Below are 23,580 nucleotides of genomic sequence, written 5' to 3'. Positions count from 1 at the left end.
ATCCACTCAACAAAAGTCTCGAAACTGAGTCTTCCACAATAGGGAGCGTTAGTGAAAGGGGATTTTTTATGTGGAGAGGATTTGTTTGGTATATTCCATTTTATCCGTGGCAAATTAAGGTTAGGTGATGCGAAAATGGGAATCTTTACGCGATTTTTTAAGAATAACCGCGATAAGGTAGTAGAACGTCATATGTCCGAACCATCAGGTGAGAAAGAAGTACCCAGCTCAAGAAAGTTGTCTGAGAACGTCAAGTATCTCTTAGATGCTTTTCATAACACGAATGATTTGAAAATACGCGTCTTGAAAAAAGGTAATGCGGCTTTATTATATTTTGAATCTTTAGCTGAACACGAAAAAATTCATGAAAAGATTTTTGCGCCAATCGAAATGGGGCATACCGAAAACGTTTTCCATCTACCGAATGCAAAGCAGACCATTGACTTAGAAGAAGCCGTGCGAACTCTTTTACGCGGTCATGCCCTTTTTATAGAAGAAGGAAAGAGGGAAATCGCACAGTTCAGTGTGACCTCTTCATTTGGTCGGACACCGGAGGAACCACAAAATGAAAAGGTGGTTCGTGGCGCCCATGATGGTTTTGTGGAAAACATGATGACAAACATCAACCTCATCCGCAAAAGGGTAGAACACAGAGATTTAACAATTAAATATTTTAAGTTGGGTAAAAAGACGAACACGAATGTGGCTGTCATCTACATGGATGGAATCGCGGATCCTACGCTTGTCCAGGAGGTAGAGACCCGACTACATTCCGTTGATTCAGATATGATTCATAGTCCGGGACACGTGGAAGAATTTATTGAAGATCAATCGAATTCTCCATTTCCTCAAATGTTAAATACAGAAAGGCCTGATCGTGTGGCAGCTAATTTAGTTGAGGGGAGAGTCGCTATTTTGTCGGAAGGGAGCCCTACAACTCTTATTGCCCCCGCTACTTTTTTTATGTTTTATCAAGCGCCGGATGACTATAATATGCGATGGTTCACAGGCACGTTTGTCCGTTTGATACGACTCTTCAGTTTTGTGATAGCTGTGAGTTTACCTGCCTTATATATTGCAGTAGTGAGTTTCCATTTTGAGGTCATTCCTGATGAACTAATCATTCCAATTAAAGCATCCATTAATGAAATAGCGTATCCCCCCATACTAGAGGCTCTTGTAATGGTTATCATCATTGAACTAATCAGGGAAGCCGGGATACGATTGCCCGCTCCCATTGGCCAGACCATTGGTATTGTCGGTGGTCTTGTCATCGGTGACGCGGTGGTACGTGCAGGACTTGTTTCCAACTTAATGGTTATTGTTGTGGCATTGACTGCTATTGCTTCCTTTGTGGTCCCTTCCAATGAATTGAGTACTGCTCTCAGGTTATTAACTTTCCCACTGATCTTACTCGCAGGAACGATCGGTTTTATTGGAATTGTATTCGGAATGTTATTCATACTGACTCACCTGACACGTCTTCATTCTTTCGGTGTTCCTTATTTTGCGCCTCTTGCACCGTTAAGTCTGGTTGATTTGAAAGATACGTTTGTCCGTTTGCCCATGTATATGATGAAGCTTAGGCCGAAGGATGCTCATGCAGTAAAACCCATAGCTTTGGACCCTTCAAGGGAGTGGAGAAACCGTGATGAACAAAACCAATCAAAACAAGGAAAAGGGGGAAGTCAAACCTCCACAACAACCGACACAAAAAAATGAACAGAAGTTGTCCCTCAGACAATATTTTTTCATTATTATCCAAACCCAAATTGGAGTGGGCGTACTGTCAGTTCCATTTGAACTGCACAGTGTAGCTAAGCAAGATGGGTGGATTTCTCTTTTGTTAGGAGCAGTAGCCATCCAACTGTTGCTTATAGGAATTTGGATTGTTGCAAAGAACTTCCCTCAAGATACATTATTTACAATGAATGATAAGTTGTTTACAAAATGGATAGGAAGACCAATCTCCATTTTATACATCCTGTACTTTGTCGGTGTAGGGACGCTTATCATTTTGTTATTCTGCCGGATGATCAATGTCTGGGTTTTACCGAACACGCCTTTATGGGTCACTGCTTCTTTAATGATCTCTGTGTGTATGTATATGGTTCACGGTGGGTTGATAGTTCTTGGGCGGATGTACACCATGCTTTCTATATTGATTGTGTTTTTGCTCATTCTTGTGGCCTTCGGAGCAAAAGAGATGAATATCATGTATCTATTTCCTTTCTTAGAAACTGGATGGGGAAGGGTATTTTCTGGCATCAACCAAGCCATTTTTTCCTATTTTGGTTTTATTGTTACGTTGGTTATTTTTTCGAAGGTGGAAGGAACGAACAAACAAAAGTTGAAAACCATAGTTTTTGCCCACTGGTTTGTGACACTCTTTTATTTGTTTACGGTTCTTGCAAGTTTCACTTTTTTCAGTACCAGTGAACTTCCACTAGTTCCTGAACCCGTTTTGTATATGTTGAAATCGTTCACTCTCCCTGTTGTAGCTCGAATTGACTTGTTTTTTATTACGATATGGGTGATTAATGTGGCCACCACATTTGCGACATATCTGTACTTATCGAGTATCGGCTTATCGGATTTGTTCAATAAACAGTTATCTACAAAATTTATTGTGGTGATCGGTTTCGTTATATTTACCATTAGTATGTATATTGGTATGGATATTAAAAAAATGGAAAACTTCAACAATGTGGTGACCTATTCTGGTTATGTTTTTTCTGTGACTCTACCACTAATTATGGTTCCTTTAAGCATTTGGCGGAGGAACAAGGACAAGGGGGAGGGGACATTATGAGAAGGTACTTGGTCATTGTTATGGCCGTTCTCCTATTTCTTACGGGGTGTTGGGATGAAAAACAGTTTAAAAATGTAAAGCTGGTACTTTCGCTCGGGTTTGATCAAGGAGAGGAAGGACAAATTATACAGACTGTCTCCATACCTACGGTGAGTAGGTCATCGGAGGGGGCGGGTAGTGAAAGCCTCCAAGTATTATCAACTTCTGCCAGTACTCCTTTACAAGCAAGAAATAAGATTGACCGCATGATCTCAGAGTCTTATGATCCATCAAAAGTTAAAGTAGTAATATTAGGGCAAGACCTTGCTGAGAAGAACATCTATCCCATTCTTGATGATATGTATCGAAACTCTCGCAGCAACTTGAATGCCTATCTTGCCGTTGTAGAAGAAGGAACAGCTAAGGATGTTATAAGTATGAATCATAGTGGAGCTACAAGAATTAGCAACTACGTCGGCGGGCTGCTGGAAGCTGCAATTTCATCCACTCATGCGACAGGTGAGAACCTTCAGCTGCTTTGTGCTGAATTGTTGGAACCTGGAATTGATTTCTCAGTCCCTATGTTGAAAATAGAAGATGATGGGAGTCTCCTAACTTTTAGCGGTATGGGGTTATTTCATGATAAAGCCTACACAGGTGAAAAGATTGATGCGGAACAAACGACATTGTATATGCTTTTGCAAGGGGTCAAGGGAAGAGACGCCCATTTGACGGAAAAAATCGATGATAACAAAGAGGAAGAAATTTTGGATTATGTTACTGTGGAAGTTTCTCAAAACGATCGTAAAATGAACATTAAAAATGAAGATGGGGAAATTTCAGTAAGCATCAATCTCGATATGAAAGTGAAGATTGTCGAATACCCCTCGGATCATTTGTACGTAAAAGGGAGAGTTGAGGAAATCGGTAAGAAGCTCTCAGAAACACTCACCGAAGATTCTGTAGATATTATCGCTCAGCTTCAAGGAGCGAACAGTGATGTTTTTGGCATCGGAAGAAGAGTGAAAGCCTATCATCCTGATACTTGGAAAAAATTAGACTGGAAGGAAGAGTATCCGGAAATATCCATTAAACCAACCGTGAAAGTGGAAGTCATCCAGCATGGAATCATTAATTAATTTTTTTTCATCTATGTGAAACCTTTTTGGGAGTTATCTCGTCTCTATATTAGAAACATAGTAATGACGGGGGAAAGCATTGTGTGGAAAAGATTTGGTGTGTTAATTTTCTGCTTGGTGGCAATCAGTGCTTGTAATAATAAAACTCATGCGGTGCCTAGTGGATACCATTCTTATAATGTAGAAAAGGTGTCTTCGGCTGTGGAACAATTAGACTTTCAACCCGAGCTTCCTGAGTACATTCCTATACCTATGATAAGCGTCGTGACAGACATCTATCAGGATGGAGGTTCAAAGTTGATGGACTTGAGTTTTTATACGCCTGATAATGATCTGCTGACCATTCAATTTTCTCAAGGGGAAATTAATACTCCGTGGATAGATCCGGAAGAGCTTTCCATCCTTGAAAATCTAGACGGCCAATACGAAAATAACCGCTTTTCCAAGAAACTAACTTGGAAAAAAGATGGTGTGACGTATTTAATGACTTACCGCGCCAGTGTGGCGTCTGAAGAAGGTAATGAACAGAGTGTGACACGACAACAATTGGTTGAAGTGGCCCGCTCGTTTCATTCATAAAATGATTATACCTCCCCTATGGTATAGCACCCACCGACTGACCACCGGTGGGTGCGTTTTAATTTCTAAACTTTTCCTTTACATACATAATTTTATCAGTGTGAGCCACACTACATCTGACACTAAAAAAGGAGTGAGAGCACTTGAAAGTATGGATGTGGTTTGGCGCGATCATTTTTGCTGCGGTGTTGTTTGTTCAAACCCCTCAAATGACCCAAGCAGCAACGGATACTTACACAGTTAAGAGTGGGGACACATTATGGAAAATCTCAAAAAAATACAAGATTGGTTTGAGTGAAATCATCAATGCAAACCCACAGTTCGACAATCCTGATCTCATTTATCCAGGAGACAGGGTAACCATCCCTCTGAAAGGGGATATCAAATCAGTTGAAAGCCAAGTCATTGACTTGACGAACCAGGAACGAGCGAAAAACGGTCTCCCTGCATTAAAGGCCAACTGGCAGTTATCACGCGTAGCCAGGTACAAGTCCAGAGACATGGCGAATAAGAATTACTTTTCCCACACGTCTCCTACCTATGGTTCACCGTTTGATATGATGAGAGATTTCAATATCTCCTACAATCGTGCGGCAGAAAACATCGCTGCCGGTCAACGAACGCCACAGGAAGTGGTCAATGGATGGATGAATAGCCCTGGGCATAGGAAGAACATTCTAGATCCGAATTTAAGACAGATTGGCGTAGGGTACGCAGAGGGTGGAAGTTACGGTCATTATTGGACCCAGATGTTTATTTCGCAATAAATGGAAGGGCTGTCGCTCTATTGGAGGCGGCAGTCCTTTTGTTGTACCCTTTACAATTATTCCATTTTTAAGTATGATAAATGAAGCGTTTGATAATGATTATCAATAACAATGGAGGTATTACATATGAAGAAAATTTTATTTTCGTTTATTATGCTCGCTCTTATCCTAATTGTCACGGCATGTGGAAGTTCTTCAGAAGATCAAACTTCAGAAGACACTCAGGATAAAAGCAGTGAAGCCACGGAAGATACACGCGTAATTGAACATGAGATGGGAGAGACCGAAATTAAAGGTCAGCCTGAGAAGGTCGTTGCTCTTGAGTTTTCATTCGTTGACAACCTTGCTTCTTTAGGTGTTTCACCTGTCGGCATCGCAGACGATGATGATACAGAACGCATCATCGAACCGATCCGTGAGAAAATCGGTGACTATACATCAGTAGGTACGAGAAAGCAGCCTTCCTTAGAAGTCATCAGTTCCCTTCAACCTGACTTGATCATTGCGGATATGAAGAGACACAAAGATATTTATGATCAGTTGTCTGATATTGCTCCGACGATCATTCTTCCTTCTCTAGCGGCTGATTATGAGGGTATTATTTCAAGCTTCGAAACCGTATCAAAAGCCATGGGTATGGAAGAAAAAGGTGAAGAAGTTCTAGCCGATCATGAGGCAAAAATGGAAGAGCTTCGAGCGCAGGTACCTGAGGACGAGGAGCGTACCGTCCTTCCAGCAGTAGTGGCGGACAGCGGTTACTTCGCACACAACATGGAATCTTACACAGGCTCTTTATTGGAATCTATTGGTTTGAAAAACGCGATCCAGAGCGGAGACGAACGCTACAATAAAATCAACTTGGAACAAGTGGTTGAATTCAATCCAGATGTAATGTTCCATATGGTCGCTGGTGATCAAACGGTTGTTGATGAGTGGGAAAGCAATGAATTGTATCAGGGTATTTCAGCTGTGGAAAATGGAGAGGTCCACGAGGTCGATCGTAACATGTGGTCCCGTTTCCGAGGATTAATTTCATCTGAAAAAATTCTAGAGGACGCCATCAACTATTTATATGAAGAATAACTGTTCAAAGAGCGGAGGGAGGCCCTTCGCTCTTTCCTTTTTTATCAGAAGACGCTATCCTATCGTTTGTGATATGGTGAAAAGAGTATATAGATAGGAGAATTGACGTGCAGCACATAACTGAGCAGTCATCCGTAGTTAAATATAAAATGGCCCTTATTTTTTTGTCGGGGATTTTAATTCTTATTGCGAGTTTTATCGCAAGTTTAAGTATTGGTGCCTATGCGATTCCTTTTGCTGATGTGGTGAAACTTTTGCTTGCTCCAGATGAAGGAAAAGCCGCTTCCATCATCCATACGATTCGCTTACCAAGAGCTCTTATAGGAATCATTGTCGGCGCCTGTTTAGCTATTGCTGGAGGGATCATGCAGGCGATTACGAACAACCCTTTAGCTTCCCCTCAAGTGTTCGGAGTCAATGCAGGGGCTTCGTTAATGGTGGTCGCCGGAGTTGTACTCTTTACTGGACTTGGTTCTTCCACACTCGTATATTTCGCATTTATAGGTGCAGCCGTCGGAGGAGCGATAGTCTATTCGCTCTCTTCTACAGGTGGAGGGATGACGCCTGTCAAATTGGCATTGGCCGGAATTACTGTCCACTTGTTTCTTTCCTCTTTAATTGAAGGCATCGTCCTTTTTCATGAAACATCGACGGAAGATGTTCTTTTTTGGCTAGCCGGTGGCATCGATGGTCGTAACTGGGCCGATGTCCACTTGATGATTCCCTGGTCATTGACCGGGCTCATCGGAGCACTATTTCTAGGCAAAGGGCTGACGATTCTTGGATTAGGTGACGATGTAGCAAGGGGGTTAGGACAGAGAATTGGGTGGATCCGGGCTTCATCGGCCATCTTAGTCATCCTATTAGCCGGAATTTCTGTGGCTGTTGCTGGTCCAATCGGTTTTGTAGGCTTGATCATACCAAATATTGTACGAAAGCTGATGGGATCAGATTATCGCGTGGTCCTACCTGTGTCAGCAGTATTTGGTGCGGCATTATTAACAATCTCTGATGTCCTCTCAAGATTCATTTCATTTCCAGCAGAGTCACCGGTGGGGATAGTAACAGCGCTACTCGGAGCCCCATTTTTCTTATACTTGGCTAGTAAGGGAGGGAGAGCGGCATGAGCTTAAAAAAGATGCATCCGACGACAATTATTATTTCCCTTTCCATACTCATCTTGTTAGGAGCCTTTCTTTCTATTGGTGTCGGTGCTGTTTGGATTCCGCCTGGTTCCATATACAACTATTTTGTTGGAGTGGATGCAGGAGGAAGCGGGTACATCATTGAGAATTTCCGTTTGCCACGGATCATTATGAGCCTGTTGGTGGGCACTGGACTAGGGATATCAGGCGCCATACTGCAGGGGATTATCCGGAATCCTCTTGCTTCTCCGGATGTTATTGGGATTACCAAAGGTGCTGGATTTGCAGCCGCCGCTGTAATCATCCTCTTTCCTTCTTTGCCTGTTATCGGCCTTCCGATTGCCGCATTTTTAGGAGCGGGGTTAGTCACAATCGGTCTTTATCTTTTCGCTTTTAAAAGAGGCGTCCAGCCAGCGACGCTTGCCCTTGTTGGTATTGCGTTAGGAGCGATTTGTCAGGCGGGAATTCAGTTTCTGACCGTTAAATTTCCGTTGGAGACGAATGCAGCTCTGGTCTGGTTGACCGGCAGCTTATGGGGGAAAGATTGGACAGATGTGTGGCTGCTGCTGCCTTGGATTGTGATTGTTGTTCCGATTACGCTTTTTCTAGCACCAAAGCTTGATGTTCTTAGTCTTGGAGACGATGTCGCAGAAGGGCTCGGCGAACCTGTTCGAAAAGCGAGACTGCTATTATTGATTATAGCAGTGATCCTTGCAGGTGCCTCAGTAGCAGTGGTCGGTACACTTGGATTCGTCGGGTTAATTGCTCCGCATATTGCCCGCCAACTGGTAGGGAATAAGCATATCTATCTGCTTCCTGTTTCAGCGCTAACAGGTACGTTCCTCTTAATGGTTGCTGATAATTTGGGGCGAGGCTTGTTTCCGCCTACAGAAGTCCCAGCAGGAATTTTTACTGCTGTGATTGGAGCCCCGTACTTTTTGTTCTTATTGAGAAAAATGCAGAAGTCATAGAAAAAAAGAAACGCTTTTGGCGTTTCTTTTTTTATGTGTACAAGTGTATACCCATATGACAAAAATTTATTAAGATCCTTAAAAGAGGATAAACCCTTTTAAATAAAGGCATATTAAAGCATAGGATGACTAGCATGTCATGATTTGTTATTTATTACATACAAATAAACCTTGCATGACGTCTGACAACCTGATAAAATCCATAGTGGAATTACTTGATGTAAGCATTTTCATAAATACTTTATTTAACAATTAGGGGAGGACTTATTGTGGGTATTCTTTTAGGTATTCTTGCTGTTGCGATCATTCTTGGAATCGCTTTTCTCATGTCCAATGATCGTAAAAATATTAATTTCAAAGGCGTAGCTGTCATGATTGTCGTTCAATTGCTGATTACGGCATTCATGTTCAATACGACCATCGGAAAAATGATCATTGACGGGATTTCCGCCGGATTCAACAAGTTGATTGAATTTGGAACGGTCGGTGTTAACTTCGTACTAGGTGGCGTAGAAGTAGGAGAGAACGGCGTGTTCTTCTTCAACGTTCTTTTGATCATCATTTTCTTCGCAACCATTCTTTCTGTTTTGACATATCTGAAGATCTTGCCTTTCATTATTAAATATCTTGGTTGGGGACTTTCAAAAATTACCGGTTTGCCGAAGGTTGAATCTTTCAACGCAGTAAACAGTATTTTCTTCGGTCAGTCTGAAGCTTTGATCGCTATCAAATCACAGTTCCACAACTTGAATGATAACCGTTTGTATATTGTTAGTGCTTCCGCTATGGGATCTGTATCTGCGTCCATCGTAGGTGCGTATCTTGGAATGTTGCCAAGTCAATATATCCTTGTGGCTCTTCCATTAAACATGTTCAGTGCCTTGATCGTGTCGTCCATCATTGCACCGGTTAAAGTTTCTAAAGAAGAGGACAAAGTTGATATTCAAGACGTTTCAAATGCGAAAAGTTTCTTTGAAGCTATGGGTAATGGTGCCCTTGATGGTGGTAAAATCGCACTAATCGTTGCATCTATGCTTATTGCCTTCATCGCCTCTCTTGAACTTGTGAACTGGGTGTTTGGAGCTGTATTCAACGGCTTTACGCTTCAAGAGCTCCTTGGTTATATTATTGCACCAATCGGTTTGCTGATGGGTATTCCAGCTGCTGAAGTCGTCGACGCTGGTGCAATCATGGGTACGAAAATCGTAACGAACGAATTCGTCGCGATGCTTGAATTCTCTAATATGCTTGATAGCGTATCGGAGAAAACAGTGGGTATTGTAACAGTCTTCCTTACAAGTTTCGCTAACTTCTCCTCGATCGGTATCATTGCTGGTACTGTTCAAGGTATTGATGCGGACAAAGGTGGACGAGTATCTGGTTTCGGTATGAAGCTTCTTATCGGTGCGACTCTAGGTTCTATGCTTTCTGCAACAATTGCAGGATTATTCCTATAAAGTGCCGAAAAGTCTGAATGGAGGGTTTCCTCCATTCAGGCTTTTTTTGTTTTAAAGCATTCGTCGGTTTATCCAACCTTGGATAAGGAACAGAAAAAGTCGTAGACTCTATTTCAAAGGAGAGAGGTTCATGGATCGTCATAAGCTCTATATTAATGGAGAATGGATAGACACCAATGATCAACTGGACGTATTGAACAAATACACACAGGAAACCTTTGCGCAGGTGGCTAAAGCGTCTGAGAAAGAAGTTGATGCAGCCATTGAAGCAGCGACGCATGCGTATAAACAGCATGCCATGTCTCCTTACGAACGCTTTGAACGATTGAAACGTGTGAGTGAATTATTGAAAGAGAACCAGGAGGAGATGGCAAAAGTCATCACGATGGAAGCCGGGAAGCCGATCAAACAAGCGTTAACCGAATTGGACCGGGCGGCTCAGACTTTTGAATTGGCAGCAGAAGAGGCGAAGCGGATCCATGGGGAAGGTGTTCCAGTAGAGGCAGCACCAGGGTCTGAAAACCGTATGGCTTTTACGATCAAGGTCCCAGTGGGAGTTGTCGGAGCCATCAGCCCTTTCAATTTTCCGGTCAACCTTGTCGCACATAAAATAGCACCTGCTATAGCGGCAGGGAATGCGGTAGTCTTGAAGCCTGCAAGTAAGACACCAATTTCCGCGTTGAAATTGGCCAAGTTGTTCGAAGAAGCCGGAATCCCGAAAGGTTTTCTTAATGTGGTGGTTGGTTCAGGGTCCACGGTTGGAAATCAAATGATGAAAGATGAGCGAATCAACCTTTACACGTTTACAGGAAGTGCGGAAGTCGGGCTGAAGTTAAAACAAAATACAGGTCTGAACAAACTCGTGCTGGAGCTCGGAAATAACTCACCAGTCATTATCGATAAAGAAGCGGACCTTGATGCAGCTGCAGAAAACGTAGCTGCTAAAAGTTATGCTTTTGCCGGGCAAGTTTGTATTTCTGTCCAAAGATTGTATGTACATGAAGATGTTCGTGAAGTATTTCAGGATAAGTTCATCCGAGCCATTGAAAAGTTGAATGTAGGTGACCCGAATGATCCGAAAACTGATGTCGGTCCTATGATAAGCGAGGAAGAAGCCAAGCGTGCCGAACAATGGGTGGAGGAAGCAAAGGCAGCAGGGGCCAAAGTCATCCACGGCGGCAATCGTGAGGCCGCTTTATTTCACCCTACGGTTTTAACAAATGTAAAACCAGATATGAAAGTCGTTTGTGAAGAAATATTTGCTCCTGTAGTAAGCATGATACCGTTTTCTGATCTTCCATCCTGTATTAAAGAAGTGAATGATTCACCTTACGGGCTCCAGGGCGGTATATTCACGCAGAACCTTGACACCGCTTTTTACGCAGCGAAAAATGTTGAAGTTGGGGGACTCATGGTTAATGACTCTTCTCAATACCGTGTCGACCTCATGCCTTATGGTGGTGTGAAAGATAGTGGATGGGGCAAAGAGGGCCCGAAATACACGATCGAAGATATGACAGAAGAACGCTTGATCGTTCTTAACTTAAACCAGTAGCGATTACTAATAAACCAAAAAGAAGCGTCCATTCCCAGGACGCTTCTTTTCATATCCAAAATATGCTCCCGTTTGTTGAAGACTCAGTTTTGAGATAACCGGAGTTCGTTTGCCAGATTGAGAGTCAGGGGTGGCTGGGGAAGCTACTCGCTTTCCTGTGGGGGAGTGGCGAGCTTCCTCGGGCTAATGCCCTGCGGGATCTCGCCTAGCTCCTTTCTCCCACGGGAGTCTCGCAGCTTCCCAACCACCCCATTTCGTGTATGTGAGAAACGAATCCCTTTACCAAGTTGGATTTTCTTCCGCTATCCCGATTGTTAAAAGTTTAAAACACTCTGTATCAAGTTTTCAGGATTCAAATACCTGGCCATAGGAGTTTTATCCTTATACTCCCATTAAACTGAATAACTGATTATTCGGGAAGTGGTTTCGAGACACTGGTATAGCAAAGGGGCGGAGGGGAATGAGGAGACTCCTGCGGGAAAAGAGTGCTGGGTGAGACCCTGCAAGGCGTCAGCCTGAGGAGGCTCACCGTGCTCCCGCGGAAAGCGAGTTATTCCCTGCAGCCCCAACCCACTCAACAAAGTATCGAAATCAAGTATTCCAGAATCCTGCCATATTGTTTAGGAAGTGCTGCTTATTTGAGTATTTCTTTTTTGGATGTACAGCATACGGATGAGGAGGGTGATGGCTCCTGCGGTTAAGCCGATTGTCAAGCTTAACCAGTATCCGTAAGGTCCAAGTGCCGTATAGTTCGCAAGCCAGTACCCACTCGGCAAACCAATGCCCCAATAAGAAATGAACGCCATAACAAGCGTAATGTTCACATCCTTATAGCCGCGGAGAATCCCTTGCAGAGGTGCGCCGAATCCATCCGACAGCTGAAAGAAGATAGCATAGATGATGAAATTCTTAGTCAATTCAATTACTCTTTCATCTGTGCTGTAGAGTCTTGCAATCGCATCATCGAACAAAAATAAAATTAAACCTGCAAAGACGCTCATCATTACAGCTGATGCAATGCCTAAATAAGAATAAGTTCTCGCTTCTTTGTGTCTTTCTGCCCCAACTTCAAATCCAACAGCAATGGTTAGTGCAAAGGCGATACTCAAAGGGATCATATAAAGAAGTGATGCAAAGTTGATGGCTGCCTGATGAGCAGCGATCGTACTCGTGTCATAAGCCGTCATAAAAAAGGTGACGGCCGCAAAAATACTCGTTTCAAAAAAGATGGCAAAACCGATGGGAATGCCGATTTTCAATTGTGCCCACCACTCTTTCCATTCAGGAGAAATCCATGACTGGAAAATCTTATAAGTGCTTAGTGGGCGGAGTTTGTGAATGATGATGGCAATGATGACTAATGATACCCAATAAGTTAGAGCAGAAGCTACTCCTGCCCCGATTCCTCCCAGTTCAGGGGCACCCAACCGACCAAAGATGAACATATAATTGAAAAGGACATTGACTGGGAGTGTCATCAGTATAACGGCCATTGAAACTTTGGTTTGACCTAGGGCATCTACAAATGAGCGAAGGATGTTGAAGACAAACAAGGGGACAATTCCCATTCCCAGTGTCACTAAGTAATATTTCGCTACATGCCGAACTTCTGGAGTGATATCCAATAATGACAAGATCGGATCCAATAAAAAGAACCCGAGTGTTCCTATTCCTACCGCCAAAAAGATGGATAAATAAATCCCTTGTTTGACGGAATAAGAAATTTCATATTCTTTTTTTGCCCCTTTTAATTGAGCGACAATTGGGGAAATAGCCATGAGAATGCCATTCAAACCTGTAAAGACAGGCATCCATATGCTTGACCCTATCGCTACTCCTGCCAATTGATCAGGGCCGGATTGACCAGCCATAATCGTATCGAAAAAGTTCATCAGGTACATTCCAATTTGTGTGATCAGGATCGGAATGAGGATGACGATGAACAGTTTGATTTTTTCTTTTAAAGTTTTTGTTTCATACATAGGCCACACTCTTTTCTGGTACAATTCTCTTTAGAGGAATACGAGGATTATAGCATAGTAACACATCCAGAATTACTCAAGAAGCCCTCTGAAAGGACGTTGATTAACATATGAGTCAAAAAAGGATTTTATTTACAGGTGGAGGGACAGCGGGACACGTCATCGTGAACCTTGCGCTTATTCCAGAATTTCAGAAACAAGGATATACCGTCGATTACATTGGATCCTATAGTGGGATTGAAAGAAATTTGATTGAGCCTTTAGATGGAGTCACCTACCACGGCATCTCAACAGGAAAACTGAGAAGGTACATGTCGAAGGAAAATTTCAAGGATCCTTTTAAGGTGTTGAAAGGATTAGCTCAATCTCTCCGCATCATCCAAAAACGGAAGCCTCAAGTCATTTTTTCAAAAGGGGGATTTGTCTCCGTACCTGTCGTCATGGCGGCACGCTTGAAGAGCGTTCCGACCGTTATTCATGAATCGGATTATACGCCGGGTCTGGCCAATAAACTATCCTTCCCGTTTGCAAAAAAAATCCTGGCTACTTTTCCTGAAACAATGAAACATCTGCCGGAAGGAAAGGGTGAATATATCGGGGCCGTAGTCCGCGAAGAACTGTTTGAAGGAGACCGCTCCAAAGGTTTAGCCTTGTGTGAATTCAACAAGCAGAAACCTGTGGTTATGGTGATGGGAGGCAGTACAGGGTCGAAGAGAATCAATGATGCGATACGCGATAATTTAGATGAATTGCTCCATGAAGTTCAGATTGTTCACATCTGTGGGCAAGGGCACAAAGACACGTCCATCAACAAACGTGGATACGCCCAATTCGAATATGTCCAAGATGAGCTGAAGGATTTGTTTGCTGCTACGGACTATATCGTCTCCAGAGCAGGATCAAACGCTATATTTGAGTTTTTAGCTTTGAAAAAACCGATGCTCCTCATCCCATTATCAAGAAAAGCAAGTCGCGGAGACCAAATTTTGAACGCAGACTCTTTTGTTAAACAGGGCTATGCGATGAAACGAGAGGAAGAAGAGCTCACAAATGAAACGTTATTAAAGGACCTCCGTCAACTCATAGACAATCGCGAGCAGATTCTTGAATCCATGCAAAGCTATCAAAGTGAACAGACGAAGGAAAAAGTGATGGACATCATCCAAAGTCATGAGAGGAAAAAGTAAGGTATCCTTCTTTTAAAGCAAGTGACATAAAAGTGAATGTCAAACAAGGATAGTTGCTCATTCATTCATCATCATTTTTCCATTTTTTATGAAAAAGTTAACGCTTCCCCTTTTAAGTGATTTGCATAAAGGGAATAGACAAGTGAACAAATCCATTTACTAAGTGCAATGGTTGCAAATTATTGACTTAGAAGAGGAGAGGCTGAATGATGAAGGCATCTATAGAAGCCAATATCAGACATCCGAGAGAACTGAGAGATGTCCGACGTAAATATTCACCATATCTTGCCAAATACTACGGGAATGATCAACTTCTTGTGGATGCATCGATTACCGAAGCTGTATGGAATGCGTGGGCCCATGGCCATCAAGAGAGAACAGATTATCCCGTCTTATTGAAAATCCACTTTCTTCATTCACGGTTACTCGTCAGGGTCTACGATCATGGAGACGGGTTTGACTGGAGGCCTTATCAGGTGACAGGGGATATGAAGCACTGGTTCCCAAGTGTGGAAGACTTGGATGAAAGTGGACGTGGAATTACGTTAATGCTTAGAGTTATGGATGTTTTGCGATATAATGAAAAGGGCAACGAGTGTTTGCTAATGAAAAAATATCTCAATCAGGAGTAGATTTCGTGAACACAAACATCTGTCGGTATTGTTACAAAAAAATTCAGGACCGTGACGAACTTGTCACAGCATCCAACTGGTTCAGAATACGTCCTTATCACTACCGTTGCTTCGAACTGCTGGAACAGGATACGAGGACAATAGCAGGAGCGTGGACGCCTATCAATGGAAGAGTAGGCCTTGTGACTGTTTTTCTCATGCTTATTCTGGCCACCGTTCTTCTTTTTACCAACCTTCTTGGGGGAATCGGGGATTTGATAGGATTTCTGGCCTTATATCCTGTACTTTTGCGTATTCTTTCTTTCTTCATATTTGAGATGCATCTGCCGAAATATGTGGAGAACAAAAACAGACCCTAGGGTGCCTTTTCAATAGCAGTTTAGTTTAGGTGTAAGCGCAAAACAAAGCGCATCCTTAAACTAAACTGCTTTTTATTTTATCTTATATCATGCTAGTCCGAGCCCTTACATGTGACGTCTTTCGTAACGGAACCTACATTACATAAAACGATATCATTAATGATTGCGCTTCCAACGTGGTTGTGGTATCTTATTGATTCGTTGCTTTGAAATACTGCATGATGGGCCAGCGCTCACGCGTCATTCCATTAGGGAGAAGTTCTGTAAATCTTGCAGAACGAAAAGAAGGAGGAATGGCTCAAATGACGGAATGGAACCCAGAATTTGAAGAAGAATTAGAACGTCTATCCTTTACTAAAACTTACATGGACAGACTGATCGTCTCACAGGAAACAGATCAGGAAACGCTGAAAAGACGTCAGGAAGATACGCTCGAGAACCTAAGCTTCAAAGACAGCAGTCTAAGGTATCAAGAGATGCTTTCCCACGCTAATTTCATGAAAATGTCCAAAGAACAACTGCAAAACCTCAAACATCTACGAAACAAACCGTACTTTGCCCGCATCGATTTTCATCAAAAAGAAAAGCCCGATCGAGAAACCTTTTATATCGGTAAGACGTCGTTATTTGACCGAGAAACTCAGTATCCCATCATTTTGGATTGGCGCTCCCCTCTAGCGAATGTGTACTATGAAGGCCGGCTGGGAGGAGTGAGTTATGAAGCTCTTGGAGAAACGTATGAAGGAGATGTTTCTTTAAAACGTCAGTATCAGATTGAAGATGGAGAACTGTTGGATTATCGAGATATCGATCTAACCACAAAGGATGAATTGCTTCAGGAGTCATTATCTCAAAATGCAGAGAAGCGTTTAACTGAAATAGTATCCACCATTCAAGAAGAACAGAATACAATTATTCGTGCAGACTTACGAAAGCCGATTATTGTGCAAGGGGCCGCAGGGAGTGGGAAAACAACGATAGCCCTTCATCGGATTTCTTATTTTTTGTACACGATGAAGGAAATCTTCCATCCAGAAGAGATGCTTATTCTTGCTCCTAACCGCTTGTTTATTCAGTACATATCTGAAGTCTTGCCTGAACTTGGGGTGGATCGTGCGAGACAAACGACATTTACCGATTTTGTTCAACAAGCTACGGGTATTCATCTGCCTGTCATCTCTCAGCATGAGGTGCTTATGAATGCGGTTGAAAAATCCACAGATGACAGTTCCATTCATAATGCACGGTTAAAAGGATCGAAAGACTTCAAAGGGATCCTGGACCGCTATCTGCAAAAATGGAAGAAATCCTACAAGGTTGAGGGTGACTTTACGCTCGCAGGATTCAAGATCAAAAGTGCAAAAGCCATCAATCGCCTGTTTTATGAGGAATACAGCTATTTCCCTTACGAAGTACGCGTTCAAAAAATCAAAGCCGTACTCCATAGTGAATTGAAAAGAAAAAAGAAGCGGATCTTGGATAAAATGGCTGCCAAATATGATGAAGCTCTAGATGATGCGCTTTATGGAATGAAAGATGCGGAGAAAAGGAAAATACGCGTCAGTTATTTAATAACAAGGAAAGAGGAAAGATTGGACGAAATAAAAAAAGAATCCAGGACTGCTGTTCATCGTTATATGAAGAAGTACCCAAAAGTGGCGGTATGGACAATCTATCAGCAGCTCTTTGAGGAAGGGACCTTTTCAGCGGTTCATAGTGAAGAATCTTACGAATGGGAGCAAATGAGAAAGAATACGAGAGAAGTGCACGCATCGGGGAAGCTTTGTGCGGAGGACTTAGCGCCTCTGTTGTATTTGAAGACCTTTATCACAGGTCTTGATCCTGACGATCGTGCAAAGAAAGTGGTCATTGACGAAGCGCAGGATTATAGCTTTATGGAAATTTTTAGTTTGAGGAAGGCTTTTCAAACGGATTTGTTCACCATTGTAGGGGACTTGGCTCAGGGGATTTATCATTACCGAGGAATAGAGAGTTGGGAGACACTGCAAAACGAAATATTTCCAACAGCCAACTACCTCACTTTGCAAAAGACGTACCGGACGACGATTGAAATTATGAACTTAGCTAATGGTCTTCTAGACGATATGCCAGATGAACTTCCGAAAGCGGAGCCTGTCGTCAGACATGGGGATGTACCTACTTTTCTTTATAGGGATGAGTATCGAAAAAGCAACATCTATCAGTTGATCAACGATTTAGTCAAAAAAGGTATGAATAGTTTTGCTTTCGTCACGAAAACAAAGCAAGAGGCGGAGCAGCTGAATCATGAACTACCTTCTTTTGAGATTATGGAAGAGAACGCAGACGTTTTAGGAGATCGTGTCATTCTCCCTGCCTACCTTGCCAAGGGGCTTGAATTTGATGTCGTTTTTCTCTATTGTAACGAACACTCTTATGAAAAAAATGAGCTGGATTTGAAAATGCTCTATGTAGCTATGACGAGGCCTCTCCATCGTCTATATATGATGGGCAAACAGCCTGAGGACTTTCTCTTAACTGACAAGGCTGGACTTTGGACTCGTTGATGTTTTTTGATTAAGTCCCAGGCAGAGATTTATATCCGTAAGTAGAAGGATAAACAAAAACGGTTGTGAAAATGGTGTACATGAAATAAAACCCCTGTGATGAAGGCGAACCTTTTTCACAAGGGTTTTTAAATTTTATTCGGAAATACCATAGCGCAGAAGCTTAAACGATACGTCAAAATCAACTTGAAGATTGGGGATTTGTTCACGCCAATTTTCTTTTGTCACTCGATTTGTTCTGTTTTGGGTGTTATATTTAGCACCGAAACCGATCGGGTCCACTTGATGTTCGATCAGGATCTGCAATGTCTCTTGGAGGTGTTCTTTTACTTCTTTCTCGATTTGTTTTTCCAACGCTTCTACAGCTTCTCTATTTTTCAAGTCGATATCCTGCGTGATTTCCAACAAACGGCCTTCCATCTTCAGTGCGAATGATTGTTTGGTCGGATCTCCTTTTGATGGATGGATGTCATGTTCTGAACTAAGCTCATGAATGGAAACATGCAGGGCGCCTTCGCCTGGCTTATCGATGCTTTCCTTCTTGTGATATTTCTTTAACGCATCATCTGCCAGTTGGACTTGAAATTGCCCATGGTCGATCTGTTGTTTCATCAACATAATATAGAAAGTATTTTCATGAGAAGTTGTATGGACGTAGCGGTCATCCTGGAATAAACTGATCCCGTTAATCACTGCTTTATTGTCTTCAAGTGTAAGAGATGGGAGGATGGGATCTTTGCCGGTATCATAATAGTCATGCAGGAAGCTGGTCAATACAGCATTGGGGATGGCTTCTTCCTTTATGCTTTTTTTAATCAGCTCCTGAATGTAATTCCCTGTGTTGGGACGATCTTCGTCATTCTTTGATTTCAGGAGGTCTTCTGAGGGGACGGCACTTGTAGCTAAATAACCCATGTCCGATATGGCCGCATCTCTTTGAAGGGTGTCCATGTACTTCATCATTCCTCGTTTAGCAAGCTCATCTTCGAATATTTCGAGTCTCACTTGACCCGATACCAGTTGATGACTAGTAAGCCTGCTTGTGGCAAAACGAATGCCCTTCGATGTATCTGCTTCCCCTGTAACGACCTGTGATGTGCTCGCTTGATCCGTGTCGAACTGGTACATGACGAGGGTGCCCCGTATTCGTTGGTCTTCAGTCAAATCATATCCAACAGCTGTAATAATTCCTAATGTTTCGATGTAAGACTTCGGGATACATCCAGCGAGTAGGAAAACGATGATCAGAATGGAGGACCTTTTCATGAAGCATTCCTCTTTTTCATTAATTTTTTTAGTAAAACCATCAAGTAAATCAACAATGGATAGACAAAAACAATCCAAAATCCAATCTGCCCTGTCCAGTCGGTTAGCTCGTTGAGGGCGACCCTTTTTTCAGCCGTTATGGAAGTGAGGAATAAGAGAAAGGCCAATCCATAGAGCGTTGGTTTCTTAGGAGCATTGAACAGACGCTTCAAGGAATGGACAATCATCCATCCAAATAATACGATATTCGGGATGATAACCATCATCCATAACGCCACGGCAATAAAGTCAAACCGTTCTAAAACGGAAAAACTAATGATTTTGAACAAAGATAAAGTTGCCCATACGGTCGATTTTAACTGATCAGGGCTGAAATAACCGATAGAAACAACAGTCACTAAGAGAATTAGGAATGTCGTAAAAAAGACGCCCGCGTGTGCAGGTAATGCTGCTCTTTTTTTATCTTGGATAAATGGATAAACGAAAAGTAGAATCTCAAGTCCAAGCACGGAAAAGGTGACTTGCTGCACACCCTTTAATAAATCAGGGGCGGGTGTCTGAAATACTGGTAAGAAGTGTTCCCAATCCATGTATGTGATCGGTTTATAGATCGTAAGGACAAGCCAGATGGTAAGAAAGAAAAAAATCACACTCGTACCTACAACAACTCTGAATCCACCTAAAATACTATAAACCATGAGAAAGAGTAAGAAGAGAGCCATAAGCCAGATCGGCATCTCAGGAAAGACAAACACCTGGACCACTTCAATGTAATTTTTAATCACCGTTAAAAGGAGCAGGAAAATATAGAGGACATACACGGTGCCCAGCGCTTTCCCAATCCATACGCCAAACAAGTCTTGTTGAATTCCAAGGATGTCGGCATTTTCATAAGATTTTAAGATTTGCAGCATGATGAAAACGATGAAATGAAGGTAAAGCCCCGCCACTAAAACAGAAATCCAGACATCCACCCCCGCTTCAAGGACAAGGATTCTGGGCACCCCCATTAATCCCGCTCCAATTTGAGAAGTATGGATGATAAAGAAAAGATAGAAAGCTTGCACGGCACGATCAGGATGGAAGGGAATATTCGTCTTCATAAACGGTCCACATCATTTCGATCTGCCGCTTTTGATTTACTATATCTGTACTCGTCTTTGGTCATGAGGGATTTCGAACGTTTTGCATTTTTTTGAAATGGCACTCGGTATATAGATTCACTGAAATCACTCCATTGCAGTGGGTAGATGGGGGACAAGTACGGACGCCCCAATGATTTTTGCTTTAATAAGTGGATCACAAGAAAAGACAAAGCAAAAACAATGCCGATGATTCCCCAAGCCCCCGCCAGAAGGATCATAGGAAAGCGGATGATCCGTATGGCTGTTCCCATTAAATAACTAGGGGCGGTGAAAGAGGCCAATGCACTAAGAGCAATAATAATAATGAGGATGTTGCTTGTGAATCCGGCTTCCACAGCAGCCTGGCCGAGAACGATCCCTCCAACGATACCCATGGTTTGACCGACCTTCGTAGGTAAGCGGGCTCCTGCTTCTCTGAGCAATTCAATTAAAATTTCCAGTAAAAGCGCTTCTAACACGGGAGGGAAGGGAACAGTCGACCTTGATTGTCCTAACGATACAAGTAGGGTGCTTGGGATGATTTCATAGTGAAACGTCAATGCAGCTACATACATCGGTGTCAAAATAATGGACAAAGCCATAGAAACGAAGCGAAGTAACCGTATGAAACTCCCCATATTCCAACGCATATACAAATCTTCCGTCGATTCAAAGAAACTGAAGAGGTTCATAGGCCCGATCAACATGGTCGGGCTTTTATCAACCATAACCCCTACAAGACCTTTAGAAATTGCGTTACAGAAGCGATCAGGCAGTTCTGTGAATATCAACTGCGGGAAAACTGTACTTGACGAGTCTTCGATTAATTGTCCAAGGACACTCGTGTCTTCTACTTCAGAGACTTTTAAGTCCCTAATACGCTGTCTCATGGTATTCACATTTTCTGTATTGGCAAGAGATTTTAAGTACACGATTCGAATTTCGGACTGAATCCGTTCGCCGACAATCAATTTTTCTGTAACAAGATCTGGTGTATCTAAACGCCAACGGATGACATTCAGGTTCGTCATGAGGGATTCTGTAAACGATACTTGAGGGCCGAAAACCAGCGATTCCGTTTCTGCTTGGTTTAAATCTCGATGTTCTTGATTAGGGAGTGCGAATAATGTCGCTTCCTTTTCTCCCTCAATATAAATGCATACACTTCCATGAATCATCTGCTCAACGATGGAATCCATTGTGTTTTCTTGTTTCGTAGAAGCTAAAGGAATTCTATTCACTAGACGTTCATTAGACCAGGGACGAGTAGATTTAGTGATGATTTCTAGAATTTCATCCTCAAGTTGTTCTTTATTTACTTGATAATGAATGAATTGGACAATGATTAATTGCCCCTTATGATTAAATGTTTTTTGGACGAGGTCCGGGCTTTGATTAAGCATCTCTTTGGATGAAGACAGATATTCTTCCTTTTTCATAGGCAGTAGGAGCGACATATAGGAACCCCCTTTCTCTTCTTTTCTAAGTAGAATTAGTATGTGGAAAATAGGAAACATTATGAAGGAGGTTCAATACTTCTCTAATTGTAGTGATAGCAGAAGGATAAAAAGTTAGGGTTAGACCAGGTAAGAGATGATTCACAGAATGAACGAATAGAGGTGAAGTGCATGAACTTGCAATTGATTGAAGTGTACATTCCTGACCAACACTTTGATTCCATCGATGAAAAGTTAAAAAAGTATGATCATCGTTCGTATTGGGTTTCCAGTGAATCAGAAGAACGTATGCTTGTTCGTATCCTCGTCCAAAAAAATGAAGTGGAAGAAATTCTTAACTACTTGGAGGAGGTATCCAATGTGGTGGAAGGGTTTGAGACCCTGCTAATCCCTGTTCACACCTATCTCTCTAAGGAAACCATTCATGAAGAAACCAAAGAAGAAGAAGCAAAGGAGGAAGACGAAGAAGAGAAGTCTCGCCTTCTTCGAGCGAGTAGGCATGAATTGATGAATGCTGCTGAAAAAAACGGCCATATTACAATGAATTATTCCTTACTTATCTTATTATCAGCGATTGTAGCTACTGTAGGTATCATTAAAGATAGTGAAGCGGTTGTCATCGGGGCGATGGTCATTGCGCCTATGATTGGTCCGGTGATTTCTGTTGCTTTTTTTGCGATTCTTGGAGACTATAAAGGGCTCGGACAATCAGCGATTAGTTCTTTATATGGTGTAGCGATTGTATTACTTATTTCCATAGCCTTCGGGTATTTCACTGATGTCGGAATGGAAAACGCTCAATATTTGGATAGAACGAAGGTTACCTTAATTGATATTCCTTTAGGGGTCGCCTCTGGAGCTGCTGGAGCGCTTGCTTTTTTAAATCGTTTATCAGGGAACTTGGTGGGGGTGATGGTGGCTGTCGCCTTGCTACCGCCCTCTGTCGCTATGGGGATGTCAATCGGAGATGGATCGATGACAGCCGCATATGGTGCATTCTTATTAGTGACGGTAAACATCATGTCCATCCTGTTGGCTGCTGTTTCCATCTTTTCGCTAAGTGGCATCCGGCCTGTCCGCTGGGATGAGGTTCAACGAGCGAATGTCTCCCGCCCACTCTCCATCGTATTCGTCATCATCATTGTTCTCATCCTAGCTCTCGTTATCCTGGAAGGCCAGAACATTATCTAACCATCGCTCCCGATTGTGGAAGACTCAGTTTCAAGATAACCGGGGTTCGTTGCTTTGTTAAGCGTCAGGGGTGGTTGGGAAGCTACTCGCTTTCCTGTGGGGGGAGTGCCGAGCTTCCTCGGACTGCGTCCTGCGGGATCTCGCCTAACTCCTTCTCCCACGGGAATCTCGCAGCTTCCCAACCACCCCATTCAATAAAGGTGCGAAACGAACCACTTTACCAAGTTGAATTGTCTTCCACTATGCCACTCACTGTTAGAAGTGTAAATTTCTCTATATCAAGCTTTTACGTTCTTTGGAGCGGTTTAAGTTATCCACTCCATTCAATCCTACAAGCCGATTTTTCCAG

Annotated in this window: 19 protein-coding genes; 15 read left to right on the top strand and 4 right to left on the bottom strand. The window is 42.6% G+C overall.

Annotated features, from left to right (window positions below; all coding sequences use genetic code 11):
• Positions 1-192: 192 nt before the first annotated feature.
• The 10 genes from LC065_RS19835 to LC065_RS19790 all read left to right on the top strand — a co-directional run bounded on the left by LC065_RS19835 (position 193) and on the right by LC065_RS19790 (position 11,487).
• Positions 193-1,722, top strand: coding sequence for a spore germination protein (locus LC065_RS19835; protein ID WP_371933460.1), 1,530 nt, complete (start codon positions 193-195; stop codon positions 1,720-1,722).
• Complete coding sequence (locus LC065_RS19830; RefSeq protein ID WP_226594672.1) at positions 1,652-2,812, top strand: GerAB/ArcD/ProY family transporter; 1,161 nt, start codon at positions 1,652-1,654, stop codon at positions 2,810-2,812. Before LC065_RS19835 ends, LC065_RS19830 begins: the two co-directional genes overlap by 71 nt.
• Positions 2,809-3,930 (top strand): Ger(x)C family spore germination protein, encoded by a 1,122-nt coding sequence (locus LC065_RS19825; protein ID WP_226594670.1) that lies wholly within the window; start codon positions 2,809-2,811, stop codon positions 3,928-3,930. The genes LC065_RS19830 and LC065_RS19825 overlap by 4 nt, the downstream gene beginning before the upstream one ends.
• An 81-nt stretch (positions 3,931-4,011) precedes the next feature.
• Positions 4,012-4,509, top strand: coding sequence for a hypothetical protein (locus LC065_RS19820; protein WP_226594669.1), 498 nt, complete (start codon positions 4,012-4,014; stop codon positions 4,507-4,509).
• Between the two features lie 143 nt (positions 4,510-4,652).
• Positions 4,653-5,276, top strand: coding sequence for a SafA/ExsA family spore coat assembly protein (gene safA / locus LC065_RS19815; protein WP_371933376.1), 624 nt, complete (start codon positions 4,653-4,655; stop codon positions 5,274-5,276).
• A gap of 126 nt (positions 5,277-5,402) precedes the next feature.
• Positions 5,403-6,359, top strand: a complete 957-nt coding sequence (locus tag LC065_RS19810; protein WP_226594667.1) for an ABC transporter substrate-binding protein — start codon at positions 5,403-5,405, stop codon at positions 6,357-6,359.
• Positions 6,360-6,508: 149 nt separating this feature from the next.
• Complete coding sequence (locus tag LC065_RS19805; protein ID WP_306163966.1) at positions 6,509-7,486, top strand: FecCD family ABC transporter permease; 978 nt, start codon at positions 6,509-6,511, stop codon at positions 7,484-7,486.
• Complete coding sequence (locus tag LC065_RS19800) at positions 7,483-8,475, top strand: FecCD family ABC transporter permease (RefSeq protein WP_226594666.1); 993 nt, start codon at positions 7,483-7,485, stop codon at positions 8,473-8,475. Before LC065_RS19805 ends, LC065_RS19800 begins: the two co-directional genes overlap by 4 nt.
• A gap of 269 nt (positions 8,476-8,744) precedes the next feature.
• Positions 8,745-9,932, top strand: a complete 1,188-nt coding sequence (locus tag LC065_RS19795) for a NupC/NupG family nucleoside CNT transporter (protein WP_226594664.1) — start codon at positions 8,745-8,747, stop codon at positions 9,930-9,932.
• A 130-nt stretch (positions 9,933-10,062) separates the two neighbouring features.
• A complete protein-coding gene (locus tag LC065_RS19790; protein WP_226594663.1) occupies positions 10,063-11,487 on the top strand; it encodes an aldehyde dehydrogenase family protein in 1,425 nt (474 codons plus the stop codon).
• Positions 11,488-12,107: 620 nt separating this feature from the next.
• Here LC065_RS19790 and LC065_RS19785 read toward each other — a convergent pair.
• Complete coding sequence (locus LC065_RS19785) at positions 12,108-13,469, bottom strand: MATE family efflux transporter (protein ID WP_226594661.1); 1,362 nt, start codon at positions 13,467-13,469, stop codon at positions 12,108-12,110.
• A 110-nt stretch (positions 13,470-13,579) separates the two neighbouring features.
• Here LC065_RS19785 and LC065_RS19780 point away from each other — a divergent pair, with 110 nt between their 5' ends.
• The 4 genes from LC065_RS19780 to helD all read left to right on the top strand — a co-directional run bounded on the left by LC065_RS19780 (position 13,580) and on the right by helD (position 18,193).
• Positions 13,580-14,656, top strand: coding sequence for an undecaprenyldiphospho-muramoylpentapeptide beta-N-acetylglucosaminyltransferase (locus tag LC065_RS19780; protein ID WP_306163659.1), 1,077 nt, complete (start codon positions 13,580-13,582; stop codon positions 14,654-14,656).
• A 206-nt stretch (positions 14,657-14,862) separates the two neighbouring features.
• On the top strand, positions 14,863-15,288 hold the full coding sequence (locus LC065_RS19775) for an ATP-binding protein (protein WP_226594659.1): 426 nt from the start codon (positions 14,863-14,865) through the stop codon (positions 15,286-15,288).
• A 5-nt stretch (positions 15,289-15,293) separates the two neighbouring features.
• Positions 15,294-15,647: a hypothetical protein gene (locus tag LC065_RS19770; protein ID WP_226594658.1), complete on the top strand. Its 354-nt coding sequence runs from the start codon at positions 15,294-15,296 to the stop codon at positions 15,645-15,647.
• 302 nt (positions 15,648-15,949) lie between these two features.
• Positions 15,950-18,193, top strand: a complete 2,244-nt coding sequence (gene helD, locus LC065_RS19765) for an RNA polymerase recycling motor HelD (protein WP_226594656.1) — start codon at positions 15,950-15,952, stop codon at positions 18,191-18,193.
• Positions 18,194-18,328: 135 nt separating this feature from the next.
• On the opposite strand, the gene LC065_RS19760 is transcribed toward helD, so the two are convergent.
• From LC065_RS19760 to LC065_RS19750, 3 genes are read right to left on the bottom strand one after another with little or no spacing between them, the layout of a single operon-like run.
• On the bottom strand, positions 18,329-19,459 hold the full coding sequence (locus LC065_RS19760) for a Ger(x)C family spore germination protein (RefSeq protein ID WP_226594654.1): 1,131 nt from the start codon (positions 19,457-19,459) through the stop codon (positions 18,329-18,331).
• Complete coding sequence (locus LC065_RS19755; RefSeq protein WP_306163658.1) at positions 19,456-20,562, bottom strand: GerAB/ArcD/ProY family transporter; 1,107 nt, start codon at positions 20,560-20,562, stop codon at positions 19,456-19,458. The genes LC065_RS19760 and LC065_RS19755 overlap by 4 nt, the downstream gene beginning before the upstream one ends.
• Positions 20,559-22,040, bottom strand: a complete 1,482-nt coding sequence (locus LC065_RS19750; RefSeq protein ID WP_226594650.1) for a spore germination protein — start codon at positions 22,038-22,040, stop codon at positions 20,559-20,561. Before LC065_RS19750 ends, LC065_RS19755 begins: the two co-directional genes overlap by 4 nt.
• Positions 22,041-22,211: 171 nt before the next feature.
• Here LC065_RS19750 and LC065_RS19745 point away from each other — a divergent pair, with 171 nt between their 5' ends.
• Positions 22,212-23,231 (top strand): TIGR00341 family protein, encoded by a 1,020-nt coding sequence (locus tag LC065_RS19745; RefSeq protein WP_226594649.1) that lies wholly within the window; start codon positions 22,212-22,214, stop codon positions 23,229-23,231.
• Positions 23,232-23,580: the final 349 nt, after the last annotated feature.

The organism is Halobacillus litoralis (assembly GCF_020524085.2).
In the GTDB taxonomy this organism is placed as follows: Bacteria; Bacillota; Bacilli; order Bacillales; family Halobacillaceae; genus Halobacillus; species Halobacillus litoralis_E.
This window is presented reverse-complemented; position numbering and strand designations above follow the sequence as displayed.

Excerpts from the sequence above, each read along its gene's own strand:
- LC065_RS19835 (WP_371933460.1), top strand. The coding sequence starts at position 193 with ATGTCCGAACCATCAGGTGAGAAAGAAGTACCCAGCTCAAGAAAGTTG.
- LC065_RS19830 (WP_226594672.1), top strand. The coding sequence starts at position 1,652 with ATGAACAAAACCAATCAAAACAAGGAAAAGGGGGAAGTCAAACCTCCA.
- LC065_RS19825 (WP_226594670.1), top strand. The coding sequence starts at position 2,809 with ATGAGAAGGTACTTGGTCATTGTTATGGCCGTTCTCCTATTTCTTACG.
- LC065_RS19810 (WP_226594667.1), top strand. The coding sequence starts at position 5,403 with ATGAAGAAAATTTTATTTTCGTTTATTATGCTCGCTCTTATCCTAATT.
- LC065_RS19805 (WP_306163966.1), top strand. The coding sequence starts at position 6,509 with ATGGCCCTTATTTTTTTGTCGGGGATTTTAATTCTTATTGCGAGTTTT.
- LC065_RS19800 (WP_226594666.1), top strand. The coding sequence starts at position 7,483 with ATGAGCTTAAAAAAGATGCATCCGACGACAATTATTATTTCCCTTTCC.
- LC065_RS19790 (WP_226594663.1), top strand. The coding sequence starts at position 10,063 with ATGGATCGTCATAAGCTCTATATTAATGGAGAATGGATAGACACCAAT.
- LC065_RS19785 (WP_226594661.1), bottom strand. The coding sequence starts at position 13,469 with ATGTATGAAACAAAAACTTTAAAAGAAAAAATCAAACTGTTCATCGTC.
- LC065_RS19780 (WP_306163659.1), top strand. The coding sequence starts at position 13,580 with ATGAGTCAAAAAAGGATTTTATTTACAGGTGGAGGGACAGCGGGACAC.
- LC065_RS19775 (WP_226594659.1), top strand. The coding sequence starts at position 14,863 with ATGATGAAGGCATCTATAGAAGCCAATATCAGACATCCGAGAGAACTG.
- helD (WP_226594656.1), top strand. The coding sequence starts at position 15,950 with ATGACGGAATGGAACCCAGAATTTGAAGAAGAATTAGAACGTCTATCC.
- LC065_RS19760 (WP_226594654.1), bottom strand. The coding sequence starts at position 19,459 with ATGAAAAGGTCCTCCATTCTGATCATCGTTTTCCTACTCGCTGGATGT.
- LC065_RS19755 (WP_306163658.1), bottom strand. The coding sequence starts at position 20,562 with ATGAAGACGAATATTCCCTTCCATCCTGATCGTGCCGTGCAAGCTTTC.
- LC065_RS19750 (WP_226594650.1), bottom strand. The coding sequence starts at position 22,040 with ATGTCGCTCCTACTGCCTATGAAAAAGGAAGAATATCTGTCTTCATCC.
- LC065_RS19745 (WP_226594649.1), top strand. The coding sequence starts at position 22,212 with ATGAACTTGCAATTGATTGAAGTGTACATTCCTGACCAACACTTTGAT.